This is a genomic window from Pseudoxanthomonas sp., assembly GCF_051953815.1.
Taxonomy (GTDB): Bacteria; Pseudomonadota; Gammaproteobacteria; order Xanthomonadales; family Xanthomonadaceae; genus Pseudoxanthomonas_A.
The window spans coordinates 65,498-84,193 of sequence record NZ_JBQCIJ010000014.1 but is presented as its reverse complement, the minus strand read 5'-3'; the positions used below and the strand labels follow the sequence as shown (position 1 = coordinate 84,193).

Genomic DNA, 18,696 nt, shown 5'->3' with positions numbered 1-18,696 from the left:
CGGGCGGATCCGGCTGTCGAATCCCAATCCCGGCCCCCAATCCCTTTGCGCAAGCAACAAAAAAGCGCCACGAGGGCGCCTACGGGATGCAGTGCCTCGGGCTTTACCGTGTTCAGGTGCTGGTAGTGCTCATGTCGCACGCTCGGCCGGCGTTTCCGCAGGCCACCTCGTGATATCGGAGTGGCGAACAAAGGGAAACGGAAATCCACGCTGGGAAGCGTGGTGGGCGGTACAGGGTTCGAACCTGTGACCCCTACCATGTCAAGGTAGTGCTCTACCGCTGAGCTAACCGCCCGGTCTGCCCTTTGCAGGGGCGCGAATTCTAGCCCAGAAGGCATCGCGCCGACAACCATGACTTTCCGTGGCCGGGCGAAACCCCTGCCCCGCCTCGACTGCCGGCCTATCGGGCCGAATCCGCGGGGGTTGCCCGAGGACGCCATTGCGATGGCGCTCCCGGAGCTTCCCGCGATGCTGTCGATATCAACCCGCCAGGCTGGCTTCCTTGAGCTTGCGGATCTCGTCGCGCAGGCGCGCGGCATCCTCGAACTCCAGGTCGCGGGCATGCTGGTACATCTCCTGTTCCAGCGTCTTGATGCGGGCCAGCGCCTGGGCCGGATCCAGCACTGCGTAGTCGGCCCGGTCCTCGGCCACCCTGCGCTTGCCACGTCCGGACCTGGTCTCGCCCGCATCCGTGCGCGCGCCCTCCAGGATGTCGACGATGGGCTTGGCCACGGATTTCGGGGTGATGCCGTGCTCGGTGTTGTACTCCAGCTGTTTCTCGCGGCGCCGGCTGGTCTCATCGATGGCGGCCTGCATGGAGCGGGTCATCTTGTCGGCATACAGGATGGCCTTGCCACGCAGGTTGCGGGCCGCGCGGCCGATGGTCTGGATGAGCGAACCGGTGGAACGCAGGAAACCTTCCTTGTCGGCGTCCAGGATCGCCACCAGCGACACCTCCGGCATGTCCAGGCCCTCGCGCAGCAGGTTGATGCCAACCAGCACGTCGAACTTGCCCAGGCGCAGATCACGGATGATTTCCACCCGCTCTACGGTATCCACGTCCGAATGCAGGTAGCGCACCTTCACGCCATGCTCGCCGAGATACTCGGTCAGGTTCTCGGCCATGCGCTTGGTCAGGGTCGTGACCAGCACGCGGTCGCCCCAGGAGACCCGCAGGTTGATTTCCGACAGCAGGTCGTCGACCTGGGTACCAACCGGCCGGATTTCCACTTCCGGATCCACCAGGCCGGTGGGGCGAACCACCAGTTCGACGATTTCCCCGTTCGATTCCCGCAGCTCGTAGGGCCCCGGGGTCGCCGAAACGTAGATGCTGCGCGGCGAGCGCTCCTCCCATTCCTCGAACCGCAGCGGCCGGTTGTCCAGCGCCGACGGCAGGCGGAAGCCGAACTCGACCAGGGTTTCCTTGCGTGAGCGGTCGCCCTTGTACATGGCGCCGATCTGTGGGATGGTCACATGCGACTCGTCGATGACCAGCAGCGCGTCGGCCGGCAGGTAGTCGAACAGGGTCGGCGGCGGCTCACCGGGCGCCTTGCCGGTCAGGTGGCGGGAGTAGTTCTCGATGCCCGAGCAGTAACCGACCTCGGCCATCATTTCCAGATCGAACTGGGTGCGCTGGGCCAGCCGCTGCGCTTCGACCAGCTTGTTCTGCGCGTACAGCAGTTCCAGGCGTTCCTTGAGCTCGATCTTGATGGTGTCGATGGCGGTCAGGACCCGGTCGCGGGTGGTGGCGTAGTGCGTCTTCGGGTAGACCGTGTAGCGCTGCAGCTTGCGCAGGGTTTCGCCGGTCAACGGATCGAACAGGGTCAGGTTCTCCACGTCGCCATCGAACAGCTCGATGCGCAGCGCCTCGGCGTCGCTCTCGGCCGGATGCACGTCGATGACCTCGCCGCGTACCCGGAAGGTGCCACGCTGCAGCTCGTATTCGTTGCGGGTGTACTGGAGTTCGGTCAGGTGCTTGATCAGCTGGCGCTGGTCCATGTGCTCGCCCAGCGACAGGATCAGCCGCAGCGACAGGTAGTCCTCGGGCGCGCCCAGGCCGTAGATCGCCGAGACCGTGGCCACCACCAGCGCGTCGGGCCGTGACAGGAGCGCCTTGGTGGCCGACAACCGCATCTGCTCGATGTGCTCGTTGATCGAACTGTCCTTCTCGATGAAGGTGTCCGACGACGGTACATAGGCTTCGGGCTGGTAGTAATCGTAATAGCTGACGAAGTACTCCACCGCGTTGTGCGGGAAGAACGACTTGAACTCGCCGTACAGCTGTGCGGCCAGGGTCTTGTTCGGCGCCATCACCAGGGTCGGCTTCTGCACGGCCTGGACCACGTTGGCGATGGTGTAGGTCTTGCCGGAACCGGTCACGCCCAGCAGGGTCTGCTTGGCCAGACCGGAGTCGAAGTTCTCGACCAGTTTCTGGATGGCCTGCGGCTGGTCGCCGGCGGGTGAATAGGGGGAGACGAGCTGGAAGCGGTCGGTCATGGGGGCGTTCCGAATGCGATCGCTGAGTATAGCCATCCCGTCCTGACCAACGCGCAGGGGAAATTCCTACCCGCTTCCACGGCACCGTCCGATGGTCCGCGTCATGCGGCTCGACGAACCTGAACGACCCGTACACGGACAGTTCGGAGACCCCATGCCCAGGAAGCCCGCCGCCTTTCCCCCGAGGCGCGCCCCCGGCCACGCCCCGCGCGGCATCACCCTCCTGGAGTTGGTGACCACGATGGCCATCGCCTGCATCGGCTTCGCCGTGGGCATACCCTCCTACCAGTATTTCGTCCAGCAGGGCCATGTGGATGCGGCACGCAACCGGCTGGTTTCGCATTTCGCAAGCGCGCGGCAGACCGCGCTCGCCCATCGCAGGATCACCGCCATCTGCCCGTCCGACGGTCCCGAGCACGGCTGTCGTCCGGACAGAGACTGGGGGCAAGGCTGGCTGATGTTCTTCGACCCGGATGGCGATCGCCGGCCCAACCAACCGGACGACATACTGCGCTACGAGGCGATCCTGTTGCCGGAGGGATTCCGGATGCGCTCCACTTCGGGCCGGCCGCAGTTGCGCTACCTGCCTTCCGGCCTGAGTTCGGGCAGCAACCTGAGCGTCCGCATCTGCCTGCGGGAACGGCTGATGTCGGAAGTCGTGGTGAACAATTCCGGCCGCATACGCAGCCGCCGCGGCGCCTTCGGCGAATCCTGCCCGCCCTGAGCCCGCCAGACGGGAGGCTTGCTCCCGTCGGCCCTGCCTGATTAAAATAGCGGACCCCGCCCGAATAGCTCAGCCGGTTAGAGCACTTGACTGTTAATCAGGGGGTCGTTGGTTCGAGTCCAACTTCGGGCGCCATATTTAAGAGGGTGCGCAACTGCGCGGCCTTTTTTCTGTCTAATATTCTGGCGTCTGTCCAATACGGAGCCCGGTGATCGAAGAACAGGGCCGGCTATCGCCGGCCCTGCTGATGCTCAAGCGAACAGCAAGAGCTGATCGGGGTGGGAACGCCAGTGCTGTCGGACGCGCTCCGTGCGTCCGAAGCGGAAGCGTTCATAGGCCCGTACGAAGACGGTCTTGGGTTTGAAATTCATCCCAAATTCTCCTAGAGAATTTGAGGGCAATAGGTTGCCTGCACCGGCCGGAAAATGATAAAATCCGGCAGTCTGCCAAGACCTGGTACAGGTGACAGAGGCGAGCCCTCACCACCGTGTCAGTTGTAGTACGTCATAAGGTGAGCAACTTGCTTTCCACGCAGGGCGCGACTTCCTAGGGTCGCGCCCTGTTTCGTTTCTGGCCTCAGCTCGCGGAAAGCCCGGTCGCTCTCGGTGGGCGGCTGGCTGAGGCTCGCTATCTCCTCATGTGCTGCCCTCGCCTGGCTCCGGGTACAGGAACGCGATCGCAGAGGAAAACGCAGCAATCAACTGTTCGCGGCGTCGCACGGTCATTTCCGTACCTTCCGCAGGAAGCAATCGAAGAAGTCCCAGGATTGCATCGGGAATACCTTCTCCCCCACCTCCGCTTCCACCGCCGCCATAAATGATCCTCGGCGGGGGTGGCGGGGCCCCCAATTGCTCAGCCGCCGTAGGTTCATTCTCGCCAGATTTCCCCCCGCTCCCTACTTCAGATCGCGACTGCGGTTTCACTAGACGGTCTGAGTGGATATCAAAGAACCCCGCGTGCTTTGCGGAGCGGATGAACACTTGCCGGGCTCGTTCCTTCTGTTTCGGAGCAACACCGGCGTTGAGCATCATGCGTTCGATCGCCGCCATCGGCGGGAGAGGCTGCCCCTTGAGTTGTTCATACATTTGGCGATACAGGGGTACGTTGAGAAATGCCTCGACACGCGCCTGCTTAACATGGCTGCTGTCGATAATCCGGAGCCCAAGAGCCGTCAGCTCGATGTGGCCTTTCGACACATCGCAGAGTCCAAAGGTCCGTGTGCTGTAGACCTTCATTCGAAAACCACCACCGGTAGCTGACTGATCCATCTTCGCAGCGAGGGCATCAAGGCTGCACCCTGTTCCGCCCACCGAGCGGATGGCGTTCGTCAGCTCTTCGCAATCGTCTAGCCCGTTGTAGGTGAATTCCACGGAGCTTCGATCACGAACCTTCTTGTCGGCGTCTGAAGAAGATGTGCCGGGATTGACTTGACCATTCATAGGTGATCTCCGCCTCCTTTTAGGCAAGGGGCGAAATCATATTGCATGTGTCTGCGAACTCCGTCAAGTAAAATTCGCAGAAAATCGCAGACAACCGCAAAAAATCATCCATCCGGATTAAGAGATGAACAGGAACAAGAGGCATTCCGCCGGCAGGAAGCGCAATTTTTTGCAATGATTTTTTATATTAATCAATTAGTTGCAACCTCCTGATCGTTAATGCCTCCGCTGTCGATATCGGGCCGCCAAGGCATCGAACCTCAACGCTTCGCGTTGCAGGTGGGCCAGTTGGTCGAACTTGCGGCGCGCCTTGACTACAGACCCACCAGACGATCGGCTGAGGAGCGCTCGCGCCCGCTCCCGCATGTCCGCCGCCTGCGCAGCAGCCCATTCCGCTTTCTTCCTGAATCTGGGGAGCCCGTCAGCCATCCCAGCAATCTGCCCGCGCGCCCTCTCAAGTGCCGCGCTATGAAAGGCCGCCGCTGCTCAGCGCCGCCGCTTCCCTCGCCGCCGGCCACGACCGGACGATCATCGGGATCAAGCCTGAGCAAATCGACGAATGGCTGCCCCGTGGCCTGCCTACGTCGGTCTATCAGCAAGTCCTCGACGACCGCCCAAGGCGTACTACGAGCATGCCATTGAACGCGAAGCCGCCTAAAAGCCGGGCGCATTACGCGCCCGGCCAACTACCTTCAAGCAACGTCGCGCGCGAAGCGTGCATGTAGTGCAGTAACACGGGCGCAGGACGAATAGCACGCACGATTTGTCCCCATTTGGTGGGGCTTGGAGAACGCGATCTGCTGATATGCCTCGATCGCCGTCTCAATCAGTTCTTCGTCAGAAAAACTAGATGGAACGAGATACTTCCATTCCCCATTCTTCTTCAAGACAAACTCCGAAAGTGCAGAGATAATTGGGAAGACAAGACCATCCGGCACCTCAATGATTTCGCGACCATCACGCACCAGTGAGCGCAGACGCGTGCCTTGGAATCCCTGATGAACTTTCCATTGCTCGTACAATGTCCATGCTTGCGGGGCGAGCTGAAGGAAGCACCGATATGCTTCAGCACCTTCGCCGCTGCGCTTTTCGTACAGTGCCTCGAAGAGCTTGAGGCAGCGAGCTTTTTGGTTGTACGTGAAGACCTTGGAATCTGACTGCCCGAGGTCTTGCAAAAGGTTCGCAGGCATCAACGCGAACGCGACCTGCACCAACTTTTCCGTGTCAATGAAGTCATTTGAAGGCAGGTCGGACTCCGACTTCCGGAGCTTCACTTCGGGAATAGCCGCCTGCATTGCCGCCTCGAGTTCGTCGAGTTGGCCGCGTGCGCCGATAATGGAAATGGCGCGAACGTCATTTTGGAAATTCCGCGAGATTGAAATCTCGGCGATTAGAGAGTCATCACTGGTGACGATAAGTTCGTACTTGATACTCGGATCAGCTGGTGGATTTCCGACGTAATCGCGGAAGTAGCGCCGCAATTCGCCCTGAGTCTGCGAGCCATTGATGATGCTCGGCCGAATCAACTTGAGGATCTTCGCCTTGTCGTCAATCTCCACGTCGTGCGCAACGATGACCATCCCGCCATTCAAAATGCAAAACTGCTCGACATTGTCGTGCAAGGTCTTGCGGATGCTCTGATGGACTTGGGTGGGGCTTTGACGTGCACGGCCGGGTAGATCCACAAGGTACTCGCGGACGTTCTCGTCGTCTTCTAAGCCCAAGACTGAGGATGCGGGAGCTTGTCCCGAGTAAACCTTCCGGCCCGCGCGCTCGTCTTCTGGCGAGCTGATATTCCGGCAGGAGTGATATGGCAACACGTACGGCTTCGCAGCCGAGTTCTTCGCGGTCATGGCATGTTCTCTATTGTCCGCCGACCACCACATGTCGCCGCCGGTCGACGACCGGGGCCAGGTGAGCCAGCGAGATAAAGATGAGCCGGCTTTCTATTGGATGTCAAGCCCCCCACCCAGGAGGCTTCACGCGCCCAGGATCGCGCCGAGGCCTCGGCCTTACCAATCAGGGTAGTGCTTCTTCGACAGTCATCGACAAGGCGGCCTAGCCCACTGGCGAGGGCCGCCGATGGGCGGTGGCCGCTCAACGCAAACAGCCGCGTTGGCAGGATCACTATCCGGCGTAAGGACAGGATCATGGGCGGCCTAAGACTTCTTGCATTGTCCGTTTGCTTTGCGGCAATCCCTGGCTGTGGAACGCTACCAGACAAGCTGCAGCCCGATTCTGTGAGTCCTGGGGGAGGCCCGGACAAACCCGCTGAATCCCATCCCCGGCCCGAAAGACCGCCAACTCCCACGCCACCCGTGCGTCCCGACAAACGCGAGGTCGGTCACGAAATGCTCATAACGCGCTTGGAGAAGGCAAAGGCCGACTACGAACAGTCGACACCGCACCCTGATCCGCAGCGTATCCGTCAATTCAATGAGCGTATTGGCGAGTGCAAAGCGAACATTGCACGTTGCCAGGTGCCCTAGCAGCCTATTGGGAAATCCTAGACAACCGGCCCGTAGCGTACTGCGAGCACGCCGTTGAGCGTGAGGAGGCGTTACTCCTCAGTATGGCCCCAAAGTACCTCCGAGCACGCCATCGATATCCGGAGCCTCTATCACTCGGAATGCATTTGCTTCCGGATCCGGCGTCAATATCAGGGTCATTCGCCCAACATGGTCGAACACTTTGACTCTGCTCCCTTCAACTTTCCACGTTCTCCCTAGTCCAGACATCCCCGCTTGGATGCTGCCATCTTCGTGAAAAATCATCGCCGAATTCTGACCGCTCTTTCGGTACCGGAGAAGCCATCGACCAACCAGAAGGATGGAACGAATTTCCACCTCTTGCTCGTCGCTGTCATTCGAAACCAATGTGCGCCCAGATGCCTTCACAATACGCAGCACCAGCTCCAGCTTTGTGAATTCATTCATCCTACTCTCGGCTTCGCCTTGCGAGGCCTTCATCTCGTCCCGAGCTGTGCTCAATGCTTGGCGAAGCTTTTCCACGGCCAAGGCATGCGACTCCTTGAGCCTCCCAGCTTCTTCTTCAGTCATGAGTCTGTGGCGTTCGGACAGTGTTCGCGCGTTTGCCACCGTAATTCGCTGCCTTAGAACACGCTGATAAAACCAAAGGGCGATGTGGTGGTAGTACAGCAAATAGAAGGAAGCCGCGGCCACCGGCACGAGCACGGCTACCAATTTTTCTTGCCAAGTCGGATACAAGTAGACATCGATATAGGCAAACTTCTTCATGAAGTCACCCCCACCAAAAAGCGTAAATATGAGCTTGTAGTTCCAGGCGAGCGCAGATACAACAAGCGCACCTGATAGCGGACTTACGGCCTTATCCTTGATATAGGCCGACAATGAATCCCAAAACTCCGACATAGCTAATCGCTCCCTGCGTCCCCGCCAATAGAATAGCGCAAGCTGCAAAGCGCAACAGACCGCTCCGACCAAGCAATCACGTCGAGGAACGCGAGGACGTTAGGGCCGCCTGCTTCCATTGAGGTAATGCGAGCCATGGCCTCTCCGTCGAATAGGGTGCCGGTCACCGCCGCTGGATAGCCGCCAGCGCGCGCCCGCCAAGGCGCACGGCTTGGTGATGCCATCCAAAGGAGTAATCGATCATTGTTGGCGGCTGGCCGGCCTCGCGTCACCGCGAACCTGGTTGGCCTTCGCACGGCAGTCGACCGGCGTAGAGCGGGCAACAAAAAAGCCCCCGGTTCGCGCCGGAGGCTTCTATGTCATCGTGCCTGTCAAACTGCCATCGCGAGTCTGACTTTGTCAAGCATCCTTTTTGTCGCGCTTCTCGACCGCCGCCCGCGCTCCTTCTGGGAGCCGCCCGTACAGCTCCGCGACCTGGCGCGGCCTGGTGATTCGGTCGTCAACAACAAAATTTATCATCTCGAACATGCTGGCGACGATGGACGGATCTTCGTCAATCATGATCTCACCAGGATGGACAGCGTTGTTCCCAATTACTCGGCATGCATCCAGAGCTTGCTGCACTTGGACCGGCAGACCCGCGGCCACCAGAGCTTTGATGTCGGCATTAATGTTCTCCCCTGACTGGCCAAGGGAGACCATCAGCTTCTGGATACAAAGTCTGAGGAGTGCCGCAGCTGCCTTTGGTGAAACTCCGAATATCGAGCGCGCCTCGTTGTAGTCGGGCCGGCAATTCGGCGGCAAGTCCACATGGTGCACCGGCATGATGGTGTGCGAAGGAACGACCATGTGGCCATCGTGCCAGAATGACATCCTTGAGCAGTGCGAACACTGACACCACTCAATGGGAGAGTTGCCGCCCCTTTGGTAGTATAGGTAGGCCCAATTCTGCTTCGCGTACACTTGGCAGTAAACACAATGAAAACTGCCTTTTTGATGAGCGGGTGGGTAATAGTTCACATCCTATCCTTGGCTGGCTCTTTGTATGATCGTGCACGCCGGTAGGCCACGGATCAAGCTGCCATCGATAGGCCCACAAGGACACCTCGGACTTCGGCCCTTCCAAGCTCTTCCTCTCCAAAGAAGCGAGGGCGCGATAGGCGGTAGCTGGGCAACTCGAGAACCCTGCGGATCATCCCCTGAGTCACTTCAAGACGCTCAAACCCCTTCCGCCCCATCCCACAGTAGACCCCCCGCAGGATGCAGGCTCGCTCGACGTTGTACCTGGCGATGTCGCACACGATGTCCTCGATCTGCTGGGCCATCGGGGGGATTTCTAGCGGTTTGAAGCCAGTCACCGCCGGGGGCAGTTCGCCGCGATGCTCCACCAACACCTGGAGCATATCCTTCGACCGGTGGCCTAGGTACCCGACGATGCGGGTCGCCGGCATCGCCGCCTTGCCGGTGGGCGACATCGCCGCGCCGAACGCTGCCCTGTTCCTCTGGGCGACCTAGCCGACCATGCCGGACGCCCTACGGGTCATCGACTCCTGGGGCTTCAAGTTCAGGACCTGCGCTTTCGTGTGGGTGAAGACGACTAAGGCCGGGAAGCACCACATTGGCATGGGGCACCACACCCGGGCCAACACCGAGCCCTGCCTGCTCGCCGTGCGCGGCCGGATGCCGGTCGCATCCCGAGCACAGCGCCAGGTCGTCATGGCCGAGCGCCTGAAGCACTCGGCGAAGCCGGCGGAGGTGTACGACCGCATCGAATCCCTCTATCCCACCGGCCGCCGCGCCGAACTCTTCGCTCGCGGCGCGCGCCCGGGCTGGGATGCGTTCGGACACGAAATCGACGGCCGTTGCCTATCTCAGTCACTCCACCAATGGGCTGCCACGAATGCCTGACCGCCTCTACAACCTGACAGGACCAACTCAGTACTCAGGCGCCGGGTTGGTCGTCCACCCTTCCTCTTCGCTTGGCTTCCAGCCAACGCCTCAGGCGAAACGTTCGATATCGGATTTCACCTATCCAACTGGCGCTCCCGAGTTCGTTCCGAATAGCGATCGCATCCTCGAAGATGCGCCTGAGTTCAATTGCGAAAATTTTGAGATCCCACAGTGCGGCCTCGCGCTGGTGACGAACCTAGCTCCCGTTCCGACCGATGTTCCACGCCTCTCCCGCCATCTGAGCGATCACTGCGGCGTCGGAGAGCAACAGGACCAGGCGGTGGTCCGGAACTTCGTGCAGCGGGCACGCAACCACCGCTTCGACAATCTTGCGCCACCCTTCCGTCTCCCTAGTGGCATCACCACCGGTTCCCACGACGCGCTGAAGGTGCTCGGCGTCCATCGCGGCCTGAGTGGACAGAGCTCCCAGAAGGGTGCAGTAAACGTCAAGGCGTCGGCGCAGTTCGGCCTTACGGTCGCGGTGCGGAAGGTAGATGGCCACTCCAATCGCAAACACCGACAGGACTGCTTGAGCCCGCGCTGCTTGGGCCTCCTGCTTAAGGCTGCAAAAGCCGATCCAGTCGCACTCCATCGCACCACCTCCATGGCCGAAGATGCGGAGCTTCCCGCGAACCTATCCCGTCCGCAATACCCTACCTACGGCTGGACCGCACCGCCATCGTTCAAGATACAGATTCGCCCTCTACTCCAGGGAGGTTCGCTCTACGGGCAGGCCCGCGTCGATGCAGGCCTGCTCAGAAGCTTTTCGAACGATCCCCATTTCATCAACGTGATGACGCAACATTCGCAAGAAGGCGCGCGTCCCATCCTCTGCCAATTCGTCTGGCCCTTCCGGAATGAAGGCCAAGAAGGTCAGTAGATAGGCAGGCCCAGACTCAATTCTGCTGATTCTTCCGGCAAGCGACGGCTCCAGATAGTGCAAGCGACTCCGCACGGATTCCGGAATAACAAAGCGGGCCAGCTCCAGCGCTTCTCGGACAGCCTTTCGAGCTGTCGCGTCCCGGACGAAGTTCTGAAAGTACTGTCCGCTGTTGCCCAAAGCCAGCATTGGGACCGACATGGTGGCCCTCGCGATACCAATGGGGTCATGAATGGCGATGAGAATCTGGCGCCGCTCATCGACCCGCATGGCGGAGTCATCCGCCTCGCGCTTCCGCTCCAATTCAGCCATTGCCTGACTAGTGCGGTTTGCAGCCTCTGCCAACTTGTTGGTCTTAGACGTCAACCACATCAGAGCCACACCAACGAGCAAAGCAGCGCCCGCGTTGACCCAATCTGCCCAGCTTCCTGGTCCCATACTCGCCTCCTCCCTGCGCACTACCTGGGTGGCAATCGTGCCCTTCCGAGGCTGCTACCGCAACGGGAGACAGTTGGCCTATGAGCTCCGAATCCTGGCTCACCCCCGACGAAGTGCAGCAACTGACCGAACGTCAGAAATGGTCGGCGCAGTGCCGTGCACTGGCGTCGATGGGCATTCCCTTCCGCCCGAACGCCGTGGGCCGTCCGCTCGTAGAACGTGCATTGGTGTTCAGTGCCGAACGTGCCGGTTCGCCACGAAAGAAGACCCAACCCAACTGGGAGAACATCGGTGGGAAGGCCGCGTAAGCACAACAAGCACCTCGCGCAGTCCATGTTCCAGCGGCGCGGTGCTTATTACTTCGTCAAGGATGGGAAGTGGCATCCGCTCGGCCGGGACTACGGTGCTGCCCTCACGAAGTATGCCGCGTTCGTCGGCACCCAGAAGCGGGTGCGGACGATCAAGGATGCCATGTGGAGCGCTATCGAGCACGGCAAGACCAGGAAGCACAAGCGCCCCCTCTCCAAGGCTACCATCGACAACTATCAGCATAGCGCGGCCCGGACCGGACCGGTGTTCGGGCACATGGAACTTGAAGACCTCGATGCCCATCAGGTGACACGCTACGTGATCTCGCAGGGAACCGTGCAGGCCAACCGCGACAAGGCATTCATATCGCTCACCTACACGCATGCCCGAGTTATGCATGACTACCGTGGCCCTGACCCCACGAAGCGACTTCAACTTCGGAACGAAGAGAAGCCACGCGACCGGTACGTCACTGATGACGAGCTCGAGACTCTGATCAATGCAGCGAGCCCGAAGCTTGGGTGCATCGCCAGATTCATCGGGCTGACCGGCATGCGGCAAGGTGATGTCCTACGCTTGAAGATGTCGGACCTCGACGACGAGGGCTTCACCTATTGGAATACCAAGAGCAGAAAGTGGCAGGGCCTGGAGTGGTCCGATGAGCTCCGCCGGGTCGTTGACGATGCGAAGCGGCTGTGGCGTCAAATCGGCCGTGAGTGGCTGTTCGAGAGCAGGCCGAAGGGAAAGCACTCGCACCGGGGCGTCGGGCCATACACGCCAGGCGGATTGCGCGCCCTGTGGCGTGCCGCTCGCGACAAAGCCGCCAAGGAAGATCCCGGTGTGGCAGATGTCAGGCTCCATGGCCTGCGAGCCAAGGCCGGCAGCGACAAGGCCACCGACGAAGAAGCGCAGGCGTTGCTTGGCCACTCCGATTCGAAGGTCACGCGGCGACACTATCGGCGCAAAGTGCAGCGCCAGAAACCCAGCCGCTAATGTCCAATATTAGCAATTTTGCTAATTTGCCTTCGACGTTTCCGGGCATAATCGGTAGGTCGCATATTGGACGCCAGCACCAGTGCGCTATCACTTGGATTCAGCGCGTCCACACTGATTGCCTAGGGAGACTGTTAATCAGGGGGGCGTTGGTTCGAGTCCAACTTCGGGCGCCATATTCCGATACCGCAAAAGCCCGCTGAAAAAGCGGGCTTTTGTTTTTACATCCGGATTTGTCTTGAATGCTCTTCACCAGCACTCGGCTGCGCTGGATGCGGTTCCGCTCTCTCCCCTGACTCCCTGCGCAGACAAGCTCAGCGTGCCGCACTTGGTGTCCTTGGTCGCCTGGACGCCTTGCGGGACAGCCTCCAGGGTAAACGCTTTGGCAGCCGGCGTTCCGTTGAACTGCACCTGGTAGTAGGGACTCACCTCCGCACTGCAGGCAGGTGGGTTCGGTGCCCCCACGTAGGTCATGTTGGTGGTGTAGTAGCGCTCCATGAACTGCGCACGCTCCTGCAGGCAAGCCGCACCGGCCGCCCGCCGCGACTTGACGACCTGCTCCTGGTACATCGGATAGGCAATCGATGCGAGGATTCCGATGATGGCGACAACGGCCAGCAGTTCGAGCAGGCTGAAGCCATGAATGGAACGCTTGTTCTGCAAGGCTCTCATCTCGTTCAATTCCTTATCACTTCGCGCCAGGATACCCGTCCGACATTGCGTAGATCGTCGGTGGGAACACAGTTGGCATTGCCCGCTGAACCACCCGCGCAGGCCTCGCCCTTGGAACTGCCGGTAAACAATGTCGACAAGGTGAGCATGCCGACGCCCAGATCCACCGAGCCGATGGGCAACTGCTCTGGTGGCGGATTCGGGTTTTCGGGCGTTCCGGTCACCGTGGAATCCAAGGTGTCGTTCGTGAAGCTGCCGTTGCGATCCACATCGAAGAACGGCTTGCCGGTACTGGTTCCCGTGAACGCATCCAAGGCATTCAGATAGCCTCGTCCATCCGACTGGCAGGCATCCGCGGTCGGAATGATGCTGCTGACGATCAACGCCGAGCCCGCCATCTGCGCACTGGTAACCACCCGTTCGCCGACGGCAGATCCCGGACTTGGCGGCTCCAGCAAGTCGACGTACCACCCCTTTGAGGTGGTCGGCAGAGCACTATTGGCCTGGAACGCGCGGACCGGCCGTCCGCCACTGGTGCCGGCAACCACCAGGTTGCGCTGGGTCAGCTGCGACTTGGTGACCGCCGTGTTGGTATCCATGATGCCGTACAGACTCTGTACCGCCCGGCTGGTGACATCACCGGTCGTCATGAAACTGCCCGTCCCGAAGAACACCCAGGTGGTGTACTTCGTCGGGTGCAGCGCGACAGTCGGCGTGCCCGTGATCGGCTGTCGCGTCGTGCCATCCGGCCCCACCGCAGTGAACAGCGGATTGCCACTGTTGGCGACACCCCATGTCGATGTCGTAGCGGTGCTCAGGTCGAACTTCCACAGATTGCCCAGGCGGTCACCGGAATAGATGTAGTCGATGGTTCCATTACCATCGCGATCCCAGCCCACGGGAGCGGACAATCCATTCGAATTGGGATCATCCGTGACGCTGGAGCCCACGCCGGTATCGATCTGGCGGATCAGCGCGCCGGTATCCAGGTTGTAGATCAGCAATACCGCCCGGCCGTTGGTGCTGTTCAGCCCATTCGCCACGACCAAGGCTGTTTCGCCGTTATTGAGCTTAGCAATGATCGGCTTGCCCTGGACCAGGCCAAGATTGTTGTCTGTTGTCGTGGAGACGTCATTGTCGGCGTTGACTTCCCACTTGAAGTTGGCGGTCCCGAACTCGGCAGGCGAAGTCACATCCAGCGCGAAGATGCCCTTGCCACCCTTGCCCAGGGTGCCCGCAAGGATGCTCTGGTCCGGCGTCTGCTTGCGGTTCGAAACCACGATGGGTCCGTCGACGAAATAGCGATGGGTGTAATCCGGTCGACTCAACGTCGCCAGGTTGCTCCAGTTGATTCCGTTGGGAATGAATGCGAACAGTTCCCTGCCGTCCGCCGCGTTGATGGCATGCAGCATGCCGTCGTTTGCGCCCACGTACAGCGTGTTGGTTTCCTGCACATAAGCCGGAGAGGAACTGACGATATCGCCCAGCAGATGATTTCGATTGCGCAGCGTGCCGTTGGTCTGGCTCAGCTCGCGGCTGCGGTCACCAGCCAGGTAGGCCGCATTGTTCGCTCCGGTGACCGGGTAGTTGCTGGCGCCCCCGGTCCGTTCGAGCGCAGCAAGCTGAGCGGCCGTGGCGTCGTCCGGGAACACCAGGCCCGTGCTGCCATCCGACGTGAATACTTTGCGTTCGCTGGTTGGAATACCGGTGGAGGCGCGCCAGGTGGGCGTGGCCAGGAAGTTGTCGCCAGTGCCTGAACGCGCATAGGCAAGCAACTCGCCGGTCCAGACGCCGGAAACATAGTTCGCCTGGAACAGCAGCGTTCCCGAATCCAGCGCCGCCGAGTTGGCGGCCACGTTGGAGAATGAACCCGTGCGCTCGGTGACGGTCGCCAGTGCGGCACGCAACCCGGCGGTGAACTCGGTCGGATTGGCTGCGGTCAGGAAACGGCCGTGGCCATTGACCGAGGCATGCCACAGATCGTCGATCGTGCTCAGCGAATTGGCCGTGGGCGTCGGCCAGGATGCGGAACCGGCGGTCAATCTCGCCAGATCCGTCTGTGGATTCAAGGTGCCCTTGAGGCCAATGGAAATACCGAACGTCACCATGTGCTGCCAGAACGCCGGGTTCGCCGACGTGGTGGGCACGATGTTGCTCATGTCGGTACGAAGATCGTTCTTCCAATATCGCATGGCGACGTCGGCCAGCGTATTGGACACCCCATCCTGATACGGGCGTGCGGCTGTATAGGTGTAAGTGGATCTGTCGGGGCGCGCGATGGCTTCACCGTTGGTACTGTCCTGATCGCCGCCGGAACTGAAGGTGGCGTCGTTGTTCCAGTAGCCGTCGGTCGTGAGGATGGTGAAGTTCTGGCGGCATTGAAGCTGCCCTGCTCCAGTTTCCGGCCCATAGGGACCTGCCGAATCCTCCTGCGAGAAGTAGATGCCGGCGTTGTTCAACGCACTCCGCAAGGGAGTACCGCTGCTGGCGGTCGCACCGTAAAGACGATTGTACCAGCGCGCACGATTGTTGTTGTTCCCGGCCGCCCCGTTGGGATCGGCGAACAGACCCTGATTGTAGTTCACCGGAATCGGGACAGCCTGCGTGGGCGAGTTGTTGGTGGTATTCGAACCGTTACGTCCCCATATCGTGCGGAAGCCCACGCGCACGTCGTTGCCCAGTTCCGAGAACGCCATGCCGGCGCCAGCCTTGGCGGCCTTGGTGCGCGTGCGGTGATAGGAATACCAGGTCGCGAAGTTGTTGCGCTCCGCTTCTTCGCCACGTCCGGTCGGCGTCGCATAGGTGCAGTTGCGCCATCCCCAACCGGAGGTGGACGTGTCGCATCCCACGCTGCTTTCACCCGTATTGCTCAGGGTCGTGGTGTCGTAGCCATACGACACTGTCAGGTTGGAAAAAGTGTTCTGGGCGTACACGCGAACGTAGTACGTATCTTGCTGTGGCGATGCGACCGTGCAGCTTTCCGTATTGCCACGGTTTGTTGAGCTGCAGCCTCCATTTGTATTGGACGTGCTCGGGTTGCTGCCCCGCCGCACATACAGATCCGCGCAACGATTGGAGCCGCTGCACGAGCTCCCCCCGGACGTGGAGAACGTCAGGTTGCTCGCCCCCGCCGGCACGGCCAATTGGTAGGAACTGTTGTTGCCGGGCGCGTAGTTGCCACTGGAAGCGCCAGCGTTGGCGGCCAGCGTTCCCGTCGTCCGCGTGGTGGTCGTCTCCGCTTCCAGGCGTTCGCTCCTGACGATGCGTCCGTTTGTCAGAATCTGGTAACGATAGTACTGGGTCGCATCCGCCAGGTTCGTCGCGCCAGCCTTGGGTACGTAGAAGGTCCGCGTGCTGCCGGCAAGATTGGTCGTCGAGCTGGTGGTGGCCGCCGCCGTATTGGTTACATAGATGGCGCTGCTGTAGGCCGCATCGTACGTGGTACCACCCGAAAGGGGATTGCCGGCCGAATCCACCCACGGCTGATAGGAGATGGACGGGTTGTAGTACAACGTATTGGTGACGTAGTTCTGATCATAGACCGCGTTCAGACTAGTGCTGTCCGACTCGTAGTCATTGTCGTTGCTCGTGTTGTCACCGGTGGCGGAACTGCTGATGCCTCCTCCCGAAATTCTCGAGATATCCGGGTTGTACATGTACCGCCATTCCATCGAACCCGAGTCGTCCAGGATGAACAGGATGTTGGGGGGTACCCGGCTCGCGGTCGTCAAGGGATCCGTCGGCAGCGTGATGCCGGCATTCACCGGCAATGCGGCCAGGGTCGCCAGAAAGGTAAGTGCACCGGGTCCCAGCCGCTGGAGCAGGGATGGGCGGCCGATATTGCGTTGGGTATGTTTCATGACAGGCCGCTCCACTTACTGGGCGATCAGGTTGGTCTGAAGCAGCACCGAGGCGCGATCCGCCGCCTCGCTGCGCGCGGTAACGCGATAACGGGGGCGCATGCAGAGCGGCGAGCGGTTGCTCTCGTCGATGCGATCACAGCCCGGCCAGGTTGGCGCATCGCCCATGTATTCGATGAAGAAGCTGGGCGCAACCGCCTGCCCCACCGAAGTGGTGCCATTCCGCCATCCGTTGAACGAGCTGCTCAGCCATCTGTCCGGCTGCGAGGCATTCGGAGTCGCGCAAATGCCATTCGAACATCCGCTTGCCGGAACCGCTGCCCGGGTCGTGGCCAGTGCGGCCAGTGCCTCGCCTTCACGCAAGGCGGCTTCGGCCGCCTGAAACCCCAGGCTGCGGTCGCGCAGATTGGCGCTCATGCGCTCCTCCAGCAAGGTGCCGCGCAACGCAGCCAGTCCCAGCAGGGTCATGATCAGCAGCAGGATCAGAACGATCAGCAATGAAGCGCCGTCCTGTCGTCCCAGACGCGTTGGAAGATTCGTGCTTTTCATCGGTTGCGGTTCCGTAAGCTGACGACATGCACCAGATGGCGTTGCAGCGCGGCGTTGTTCGTACCAACCCGGTCGGGGCTCACGACGGTCAGATCGATGTGGGCGGAGATCACGTCCGCCCATCGTCCGGCTACGTCCGAAGCGCTGCGATACTGGGTGTCGCCGCGCACCAGATATCTGACCGACAGGTTGCTGACACCCTCGGCAACTTCCTGGGGCGCGGCGTTTCCTCCCACCAGGCGCGACTGGTAGAGCGAGGGACGGCCATTGGCATTGTTGGCGATGTACCAGCGCGCCGCATTGAGCTTGACCATCACCGAATTCGGTGCGGAGAACGGAAACGGATCCCGCGCGGAGCAGGCCTGTCCTTCACCGATGAGGCCAAGATTGACACTGCAATTCCCCGGACTTCCGCTGGTCCCCAGCGTCACCGATGAACCACTGGCCGCGCTGGCCTGGAACACCGCCGCCTGGCGGGAGTTGCAAACCATCATCAGGTCGCCGGTGGCAAAGCCGCTGCTGGTGGTATTGAGGGTGAACTGCCCGCTGGCGGCGTCGTGCCCGCTGACCGTGGCCACCGTGTCATCTCCGGAGAACAGTTGAATGGCCTCCGTTCCCGACAGGCGCGTGCCGGCCGCGGTGCCGAATGTCGTACCGGGAAACGCCGTGGTCGGCCCGAATCCCTCGATGGCCGTATTCCAGGCGTTGAGGTTGGTGTACCAGCGGGAGGCGGCGTTGTTGACGACGTTCGAAATCGGCAGATTGTTGACGCAGGGATTACCCGCCGCTTCACGAATGTCCCTGGCCATCAGTTCGAAGGCGGTGCGGATGTTTTCCTGGACCACACCCAGATTGTCGGTAGCCCGGTATGTCTCGCGGTTCGAGAGATAGATGCCGGCCGCCGCGGCGATAACCAGCAATCCAAGCACCAGTGAAATCATCAGCTCAATGAGGCTGAAACCCGCCACCGCATTACGGGAACCCATGTGCGTCC

At 60.8% G+C, this 18,696-nt stretch carries 15 protein-coding genes and 2 tRNA genes; 6 read left to right on the top strand and 11 right to left on the bottom strand.

What is annotated here, in order from left to right; genetic code table 11:
• Positions 1-220: 220 nt before the first annotated feature.
• A tRNA-Val gene (locus ACTHN1_RS03805) sits at positions 221-295 on the bottom strand.
• 185 nt (positions 296-480) lie between these two features.
• The gene (uvrB, locus tag ACTHN1_RS03800) at positions 481-2,496 is read right to left on the bottom strand and encodes an excinuclease ABC subunit UvrB (RefSeq protein WP_440469641.1); all 2,016 of its coding nucleotides are present in this window, start codon (positions 2,494-2,496) and stop codon (positions 481-483) included.
• 154 nt (positions 2,497-2,650) lie between these two features.
• On the opposite strand from uvrB, the gene ACTHN1_RS03795 reads away from it, so the two are divergent.
• Both ACTHN1_RS03795 and ACTHN1_RS03790 read left to right on the top strand, forming a co-directional pair.
• Positions 2,651-3,220, top strand: a complete 570-nt coding sequence (locus ACTHN1_RS03795) for a GspH/FimT family pseudopilin (RefSeq protein ID WP_440469640.1) — start codon at positions 2,651-2,653, stop codon at positions 3,218-3,220.
• Between the two features lie 58 nt (positions 3,221-3,278).
• Positions 3,279-3,355 (top strand) — tRNA-Asn (locus ACTHN1_RS03790).
• A gap of 500 nt (positions 3,356-3,855) precedes the next feature.
• Here the strand turns inward: ACTHN1_RS03790 and ACTHN1_RS03785 are convergent.
• From ACTHN1_RS03785 to ACTHN1_RS03765, 5 genes are all read right to left on the bottom strand, one after another.
• Positions 3,856-4,659: a hypothetical protein gene (locus ACTHN1_RS03785; RefSeq protein ID WP_440469639.1), complete on the bottom strand. Its 804-nt coding sequence runs from the start codon at positions 4,657-4,659 to the stop codon at positions 3,856-3,858.
• A gap of 692 nt (positions 4,660-5,351) precedes the next feature.
• Positions 5,352-6,512, bottom strand: coding sequence for an AIPR family protein (locus ACTHN1_RS03780; protein WP_440469638.1), 1,161 nt, complete (start codon positions 6,510-6,512; stop codon positions 5,352-5,354).
• Between the two features lie 714 nt (positions 6,513-7,226).
• Entirely contained in the window at positions 7,227-8,051 is an 825-nt protein-coding gene (locus ACTHN1_RS03775; protein ID WP_440469637.1) for a hypothetical protein, read from the bottom strand.
• Positions 8,052-8,450: 399 nt separating this feature from the next.
• A complete protein-coding gene (locus ACTHN1_RS03770) occupies positions 8,451-8,900 on the bottom strand; it encodes a DUF4145 domain-containing protein (RefSeq protein ID WP_440469636.1) in 450 nt (149 codons plus the stop codon).
• A gap of 224 nt (positions 8,901-9,124) precedes the next feature.
• Entirely contained in the window at positions 9,125-9,526 is a 402-nt protein-coding gene (locus tag ACTHN1_RS03765) for a hypothetical protein (protein WP_440469635.1), read from the bottom strand.
• Between the two features lie 46 nt (positions 9,527-9,572).
• Here ACTHN1_RS03765 and ACTHN1_RS03760 point away from each other — a divergent pair, with 46 nt between their 5' ends.
• The 4 genes from ACTHN1_RS03760 to ACTHN1_RS03745 all read left to right on the top strand — a co-directional run bounded on the left by ACTHN1_RS03760 (position 9,573) and on the right by ACTHN1_RS03745 (position 12,621).
• Positions 9,573-9,959 (top strand): MT-A70 family methyltransferase, encoded by a 387-nt coding sequence (locus tag ACTHN1_RS03760; RefSeq protein ID WP_440469634.1) that lies wholly within the window; start codon positions 9,573-9,575, stop codon positions 9,957-9,959.
• The gene (locus tag ACTHN1_RS03755) at positions 9,952-10,881 is read left to right on the top strand and encodes a hypothetical protein (protein ID WP_440469633.1); all 930 of its coding nucleotides are present in this window, start codon (positions 9,952-9,954) and stop codon (positions 10,879-10,881) included. The genes ACTHN1_RS03760 and ACTHN1_RS03755 overlap by 8 nt, the downstream gene beginning before the upstream one ends.
• Positions 10,882-11,399: 518 nt before the next feature.
• Positions 11,400-11,627, top strand: a complete 228-nt coding sequence (locus ACTHN1_RS03750; protein ID WP_440469632.1) for a DUF4224 domain-containing protein — start codon at positions 11,400-11,402, stop codon at positions 11,625-11,627.
• A gap of 25 nt (positions 11,628-11,652) precedes the next feature.
• Positions 11,653-12,621 (top strand): tyrosine-type recombinase/integrase, encoded by a 969-nt coding sequence (locus ACTHN1_RS03745; RefSeq protein WP_440469631.1) that lies wholly within the window; start codon positions 11,653-11,655, stop codon positions 12,619-12,621.
• A gap of 249 nt (positions 12,622-12,870) precedes the next feature.
• On the opposite strand, the gene ACTHN1_RS03740 is transcribed toward ACTHN1_RS03745, so the two are convergent.
• Genes ACTHN1_RS03740 through ACTHN1_RS03725 form a run of 4 tightly spaced genes read right to left on the bottom strand, consistent with a single transcriptional unit; the run spans position 12,871 to position 18,688 of the window.
• A complete protein-coding gene (locus tag ACTHN1_RS03740; RefSeq protein WP_440469630.1) occupies positions 12,871-13,293 on the bottom strand; it encodes a type IV pilin protein in 423 nt (140 codons plus the stop codon).
• 5 nt (positions 13,294-13,298) lie between these two features.
• On the bottom strand, positions 13,299-17,153 hold the full coding sequence (locus tag ACTHN1_RS03735; protein ID WP_440469629.1) for a PilC/PilY family type IV pilus protein: 3,855 nt from the start codon (positions 17,151-17,153) through the stop codon (positions 13,299-13,301).
• Positions 17,154-17,168: 15 nt separating this feature from the next.
• Complete coding sequence (locus tag ACTHN1_RS03730; RefSeq protein WP_440469628.1) at positions 17,169-17,702, bottom strand: pilus assembly PilX family protein; 534 nt, start codon at positions 17,700-17,702, stop codon at positions 17,169-17,171.
• The gene (locus tag ACTHN1_RS03725) at positions 17,699-18,688 is read right to left on the bottom strand and encodes a PilW family protein (RefSeq protein ID WP_440469627.1); all 990 of its coding nucleotides are present in this window, start codon (positions 18,686-18,688) and stop codon (positions 17,699-17,701) included. The genes ACTHN1_RS03730 and ACTHN1_RS03725 overlap by 4 nt, the downstream gene beginning before the upstream one ends.
• Positions 18,689-18,696 lie beyond the last annotated feature (8 nt).

Excerpts from the sequence above, each read along its gene's own strand:
- uvrB (WP_440469641.1), bottom strand. The coding sequence starts at position 2,496 with ATGACCGACCGCTTCCAGCTCGTCTCCCCCTATTCACCCGCCGGCGAC.
- ACTHN1_RS03795 (WP_440469640.1), top strand. The coding sequence starts at position 2,651 with ATGCCCAGGAAGCCCGCCGCCTTTCCCCCGAGGCGCGCCCCCGGCCAC.
- ACTHN1_RS03785 (WP_440469639.1), bottom strand. The coding sequence starts at position 4,659 with ATGAATGGTCAAGTCAATCCCGGCACATCTTCTTCAGACGCCGACAAG.
- ACTHN1_RS03780 (WP_440469638.1), bottom strand. The coding sequence starts at position 6,512 with ATGACCGCGAAGAACTCGGCTGCGAAGCCGTACGTGTTGCCATATCAC.
- ACTHN1_RS03775 (WP_440469637.1), bottom strand. The coding sequence starts at position 8,051 with ATGTCGGAGTTTTGGGATTCATTGTCGGCCTATATCAAGGATAAGGCC.
- ACTHN1_RS03770 (WP_440469636.1), bottom strand. The coding sequence starts at position 8,900 with ATGGTCGTTCCTTCGCACACCATCATGCCGGTGCACCATGTGGACTTG.
- ACTHN1_RS03765 (WP_440469635.1), bottom strand. The coding sequence starts at position 9,526 with ATGTCGCCCACCGGCAAGGCGGCGATGCCGGCGACCCGCATCGTCGGG.
- ACTHN1_RS03760 (WP_440469634.1), top strand. The coding sequence starts at position 9,573 with ATGCCGGACGCCCTACGGGTCATCGACTCCTGGGGCTTCAAGTTCAGG.
- ACTHN1_RS03755 (WP_440469633.1), top strand. The coding sequence starts at position 9,952 with ATGCCTGACCGCCTCTACAACCTGACAGGACCAACTCAGTACTCAGGC.
- ACTHN1_RS03750 (WP_440469632.1), top strand. The coding sequence starts at position 11,400 with ATGAGCTCCGAATCCTGGCTCACCCCCGACGAAGTGCAGCAACTGACC.
- ACTHN1_RS03745 (WP_440469631.1), top strand. The coding sequence starts at position 11,653 with ATGTTCCAGCGGCGCGGTGCTTATTACTTCGTCAAGGATGGGAAGTGG.
- ACTHN1_RS03740 (WP_440469630.1), bottom strand. The coding sequence starts at position 13,293 with ATGAGAGCCTTGCAGAACAAGCGTTCCATTCATGGCTTCAGCCTGCTC.
- ACTHN1_RS03735 (WP_440469629.1), bottom strand. The coding sequence starts at position 17,153 with ATGAAACATACCCAACGCAATATCGGCCGCCCATCCCTGCTCCAGCGG.
- ACTHN1_RS03730 (WP_440469628.1), bottom strand. The coding sequence starts at position 17,702 with ATGAAAAGCACGAATCTTCCAACGCGTCTGGGACGACAGGACGGCGCT.
- ACTHN1_RS03725 (WP_440469627.1), bottom strand. The coding sequence starts at position 18,688 with ATGGGTTCCCGTAATGCGGTGGCGGGTTTCAGCCTCATTGAGCTGATG.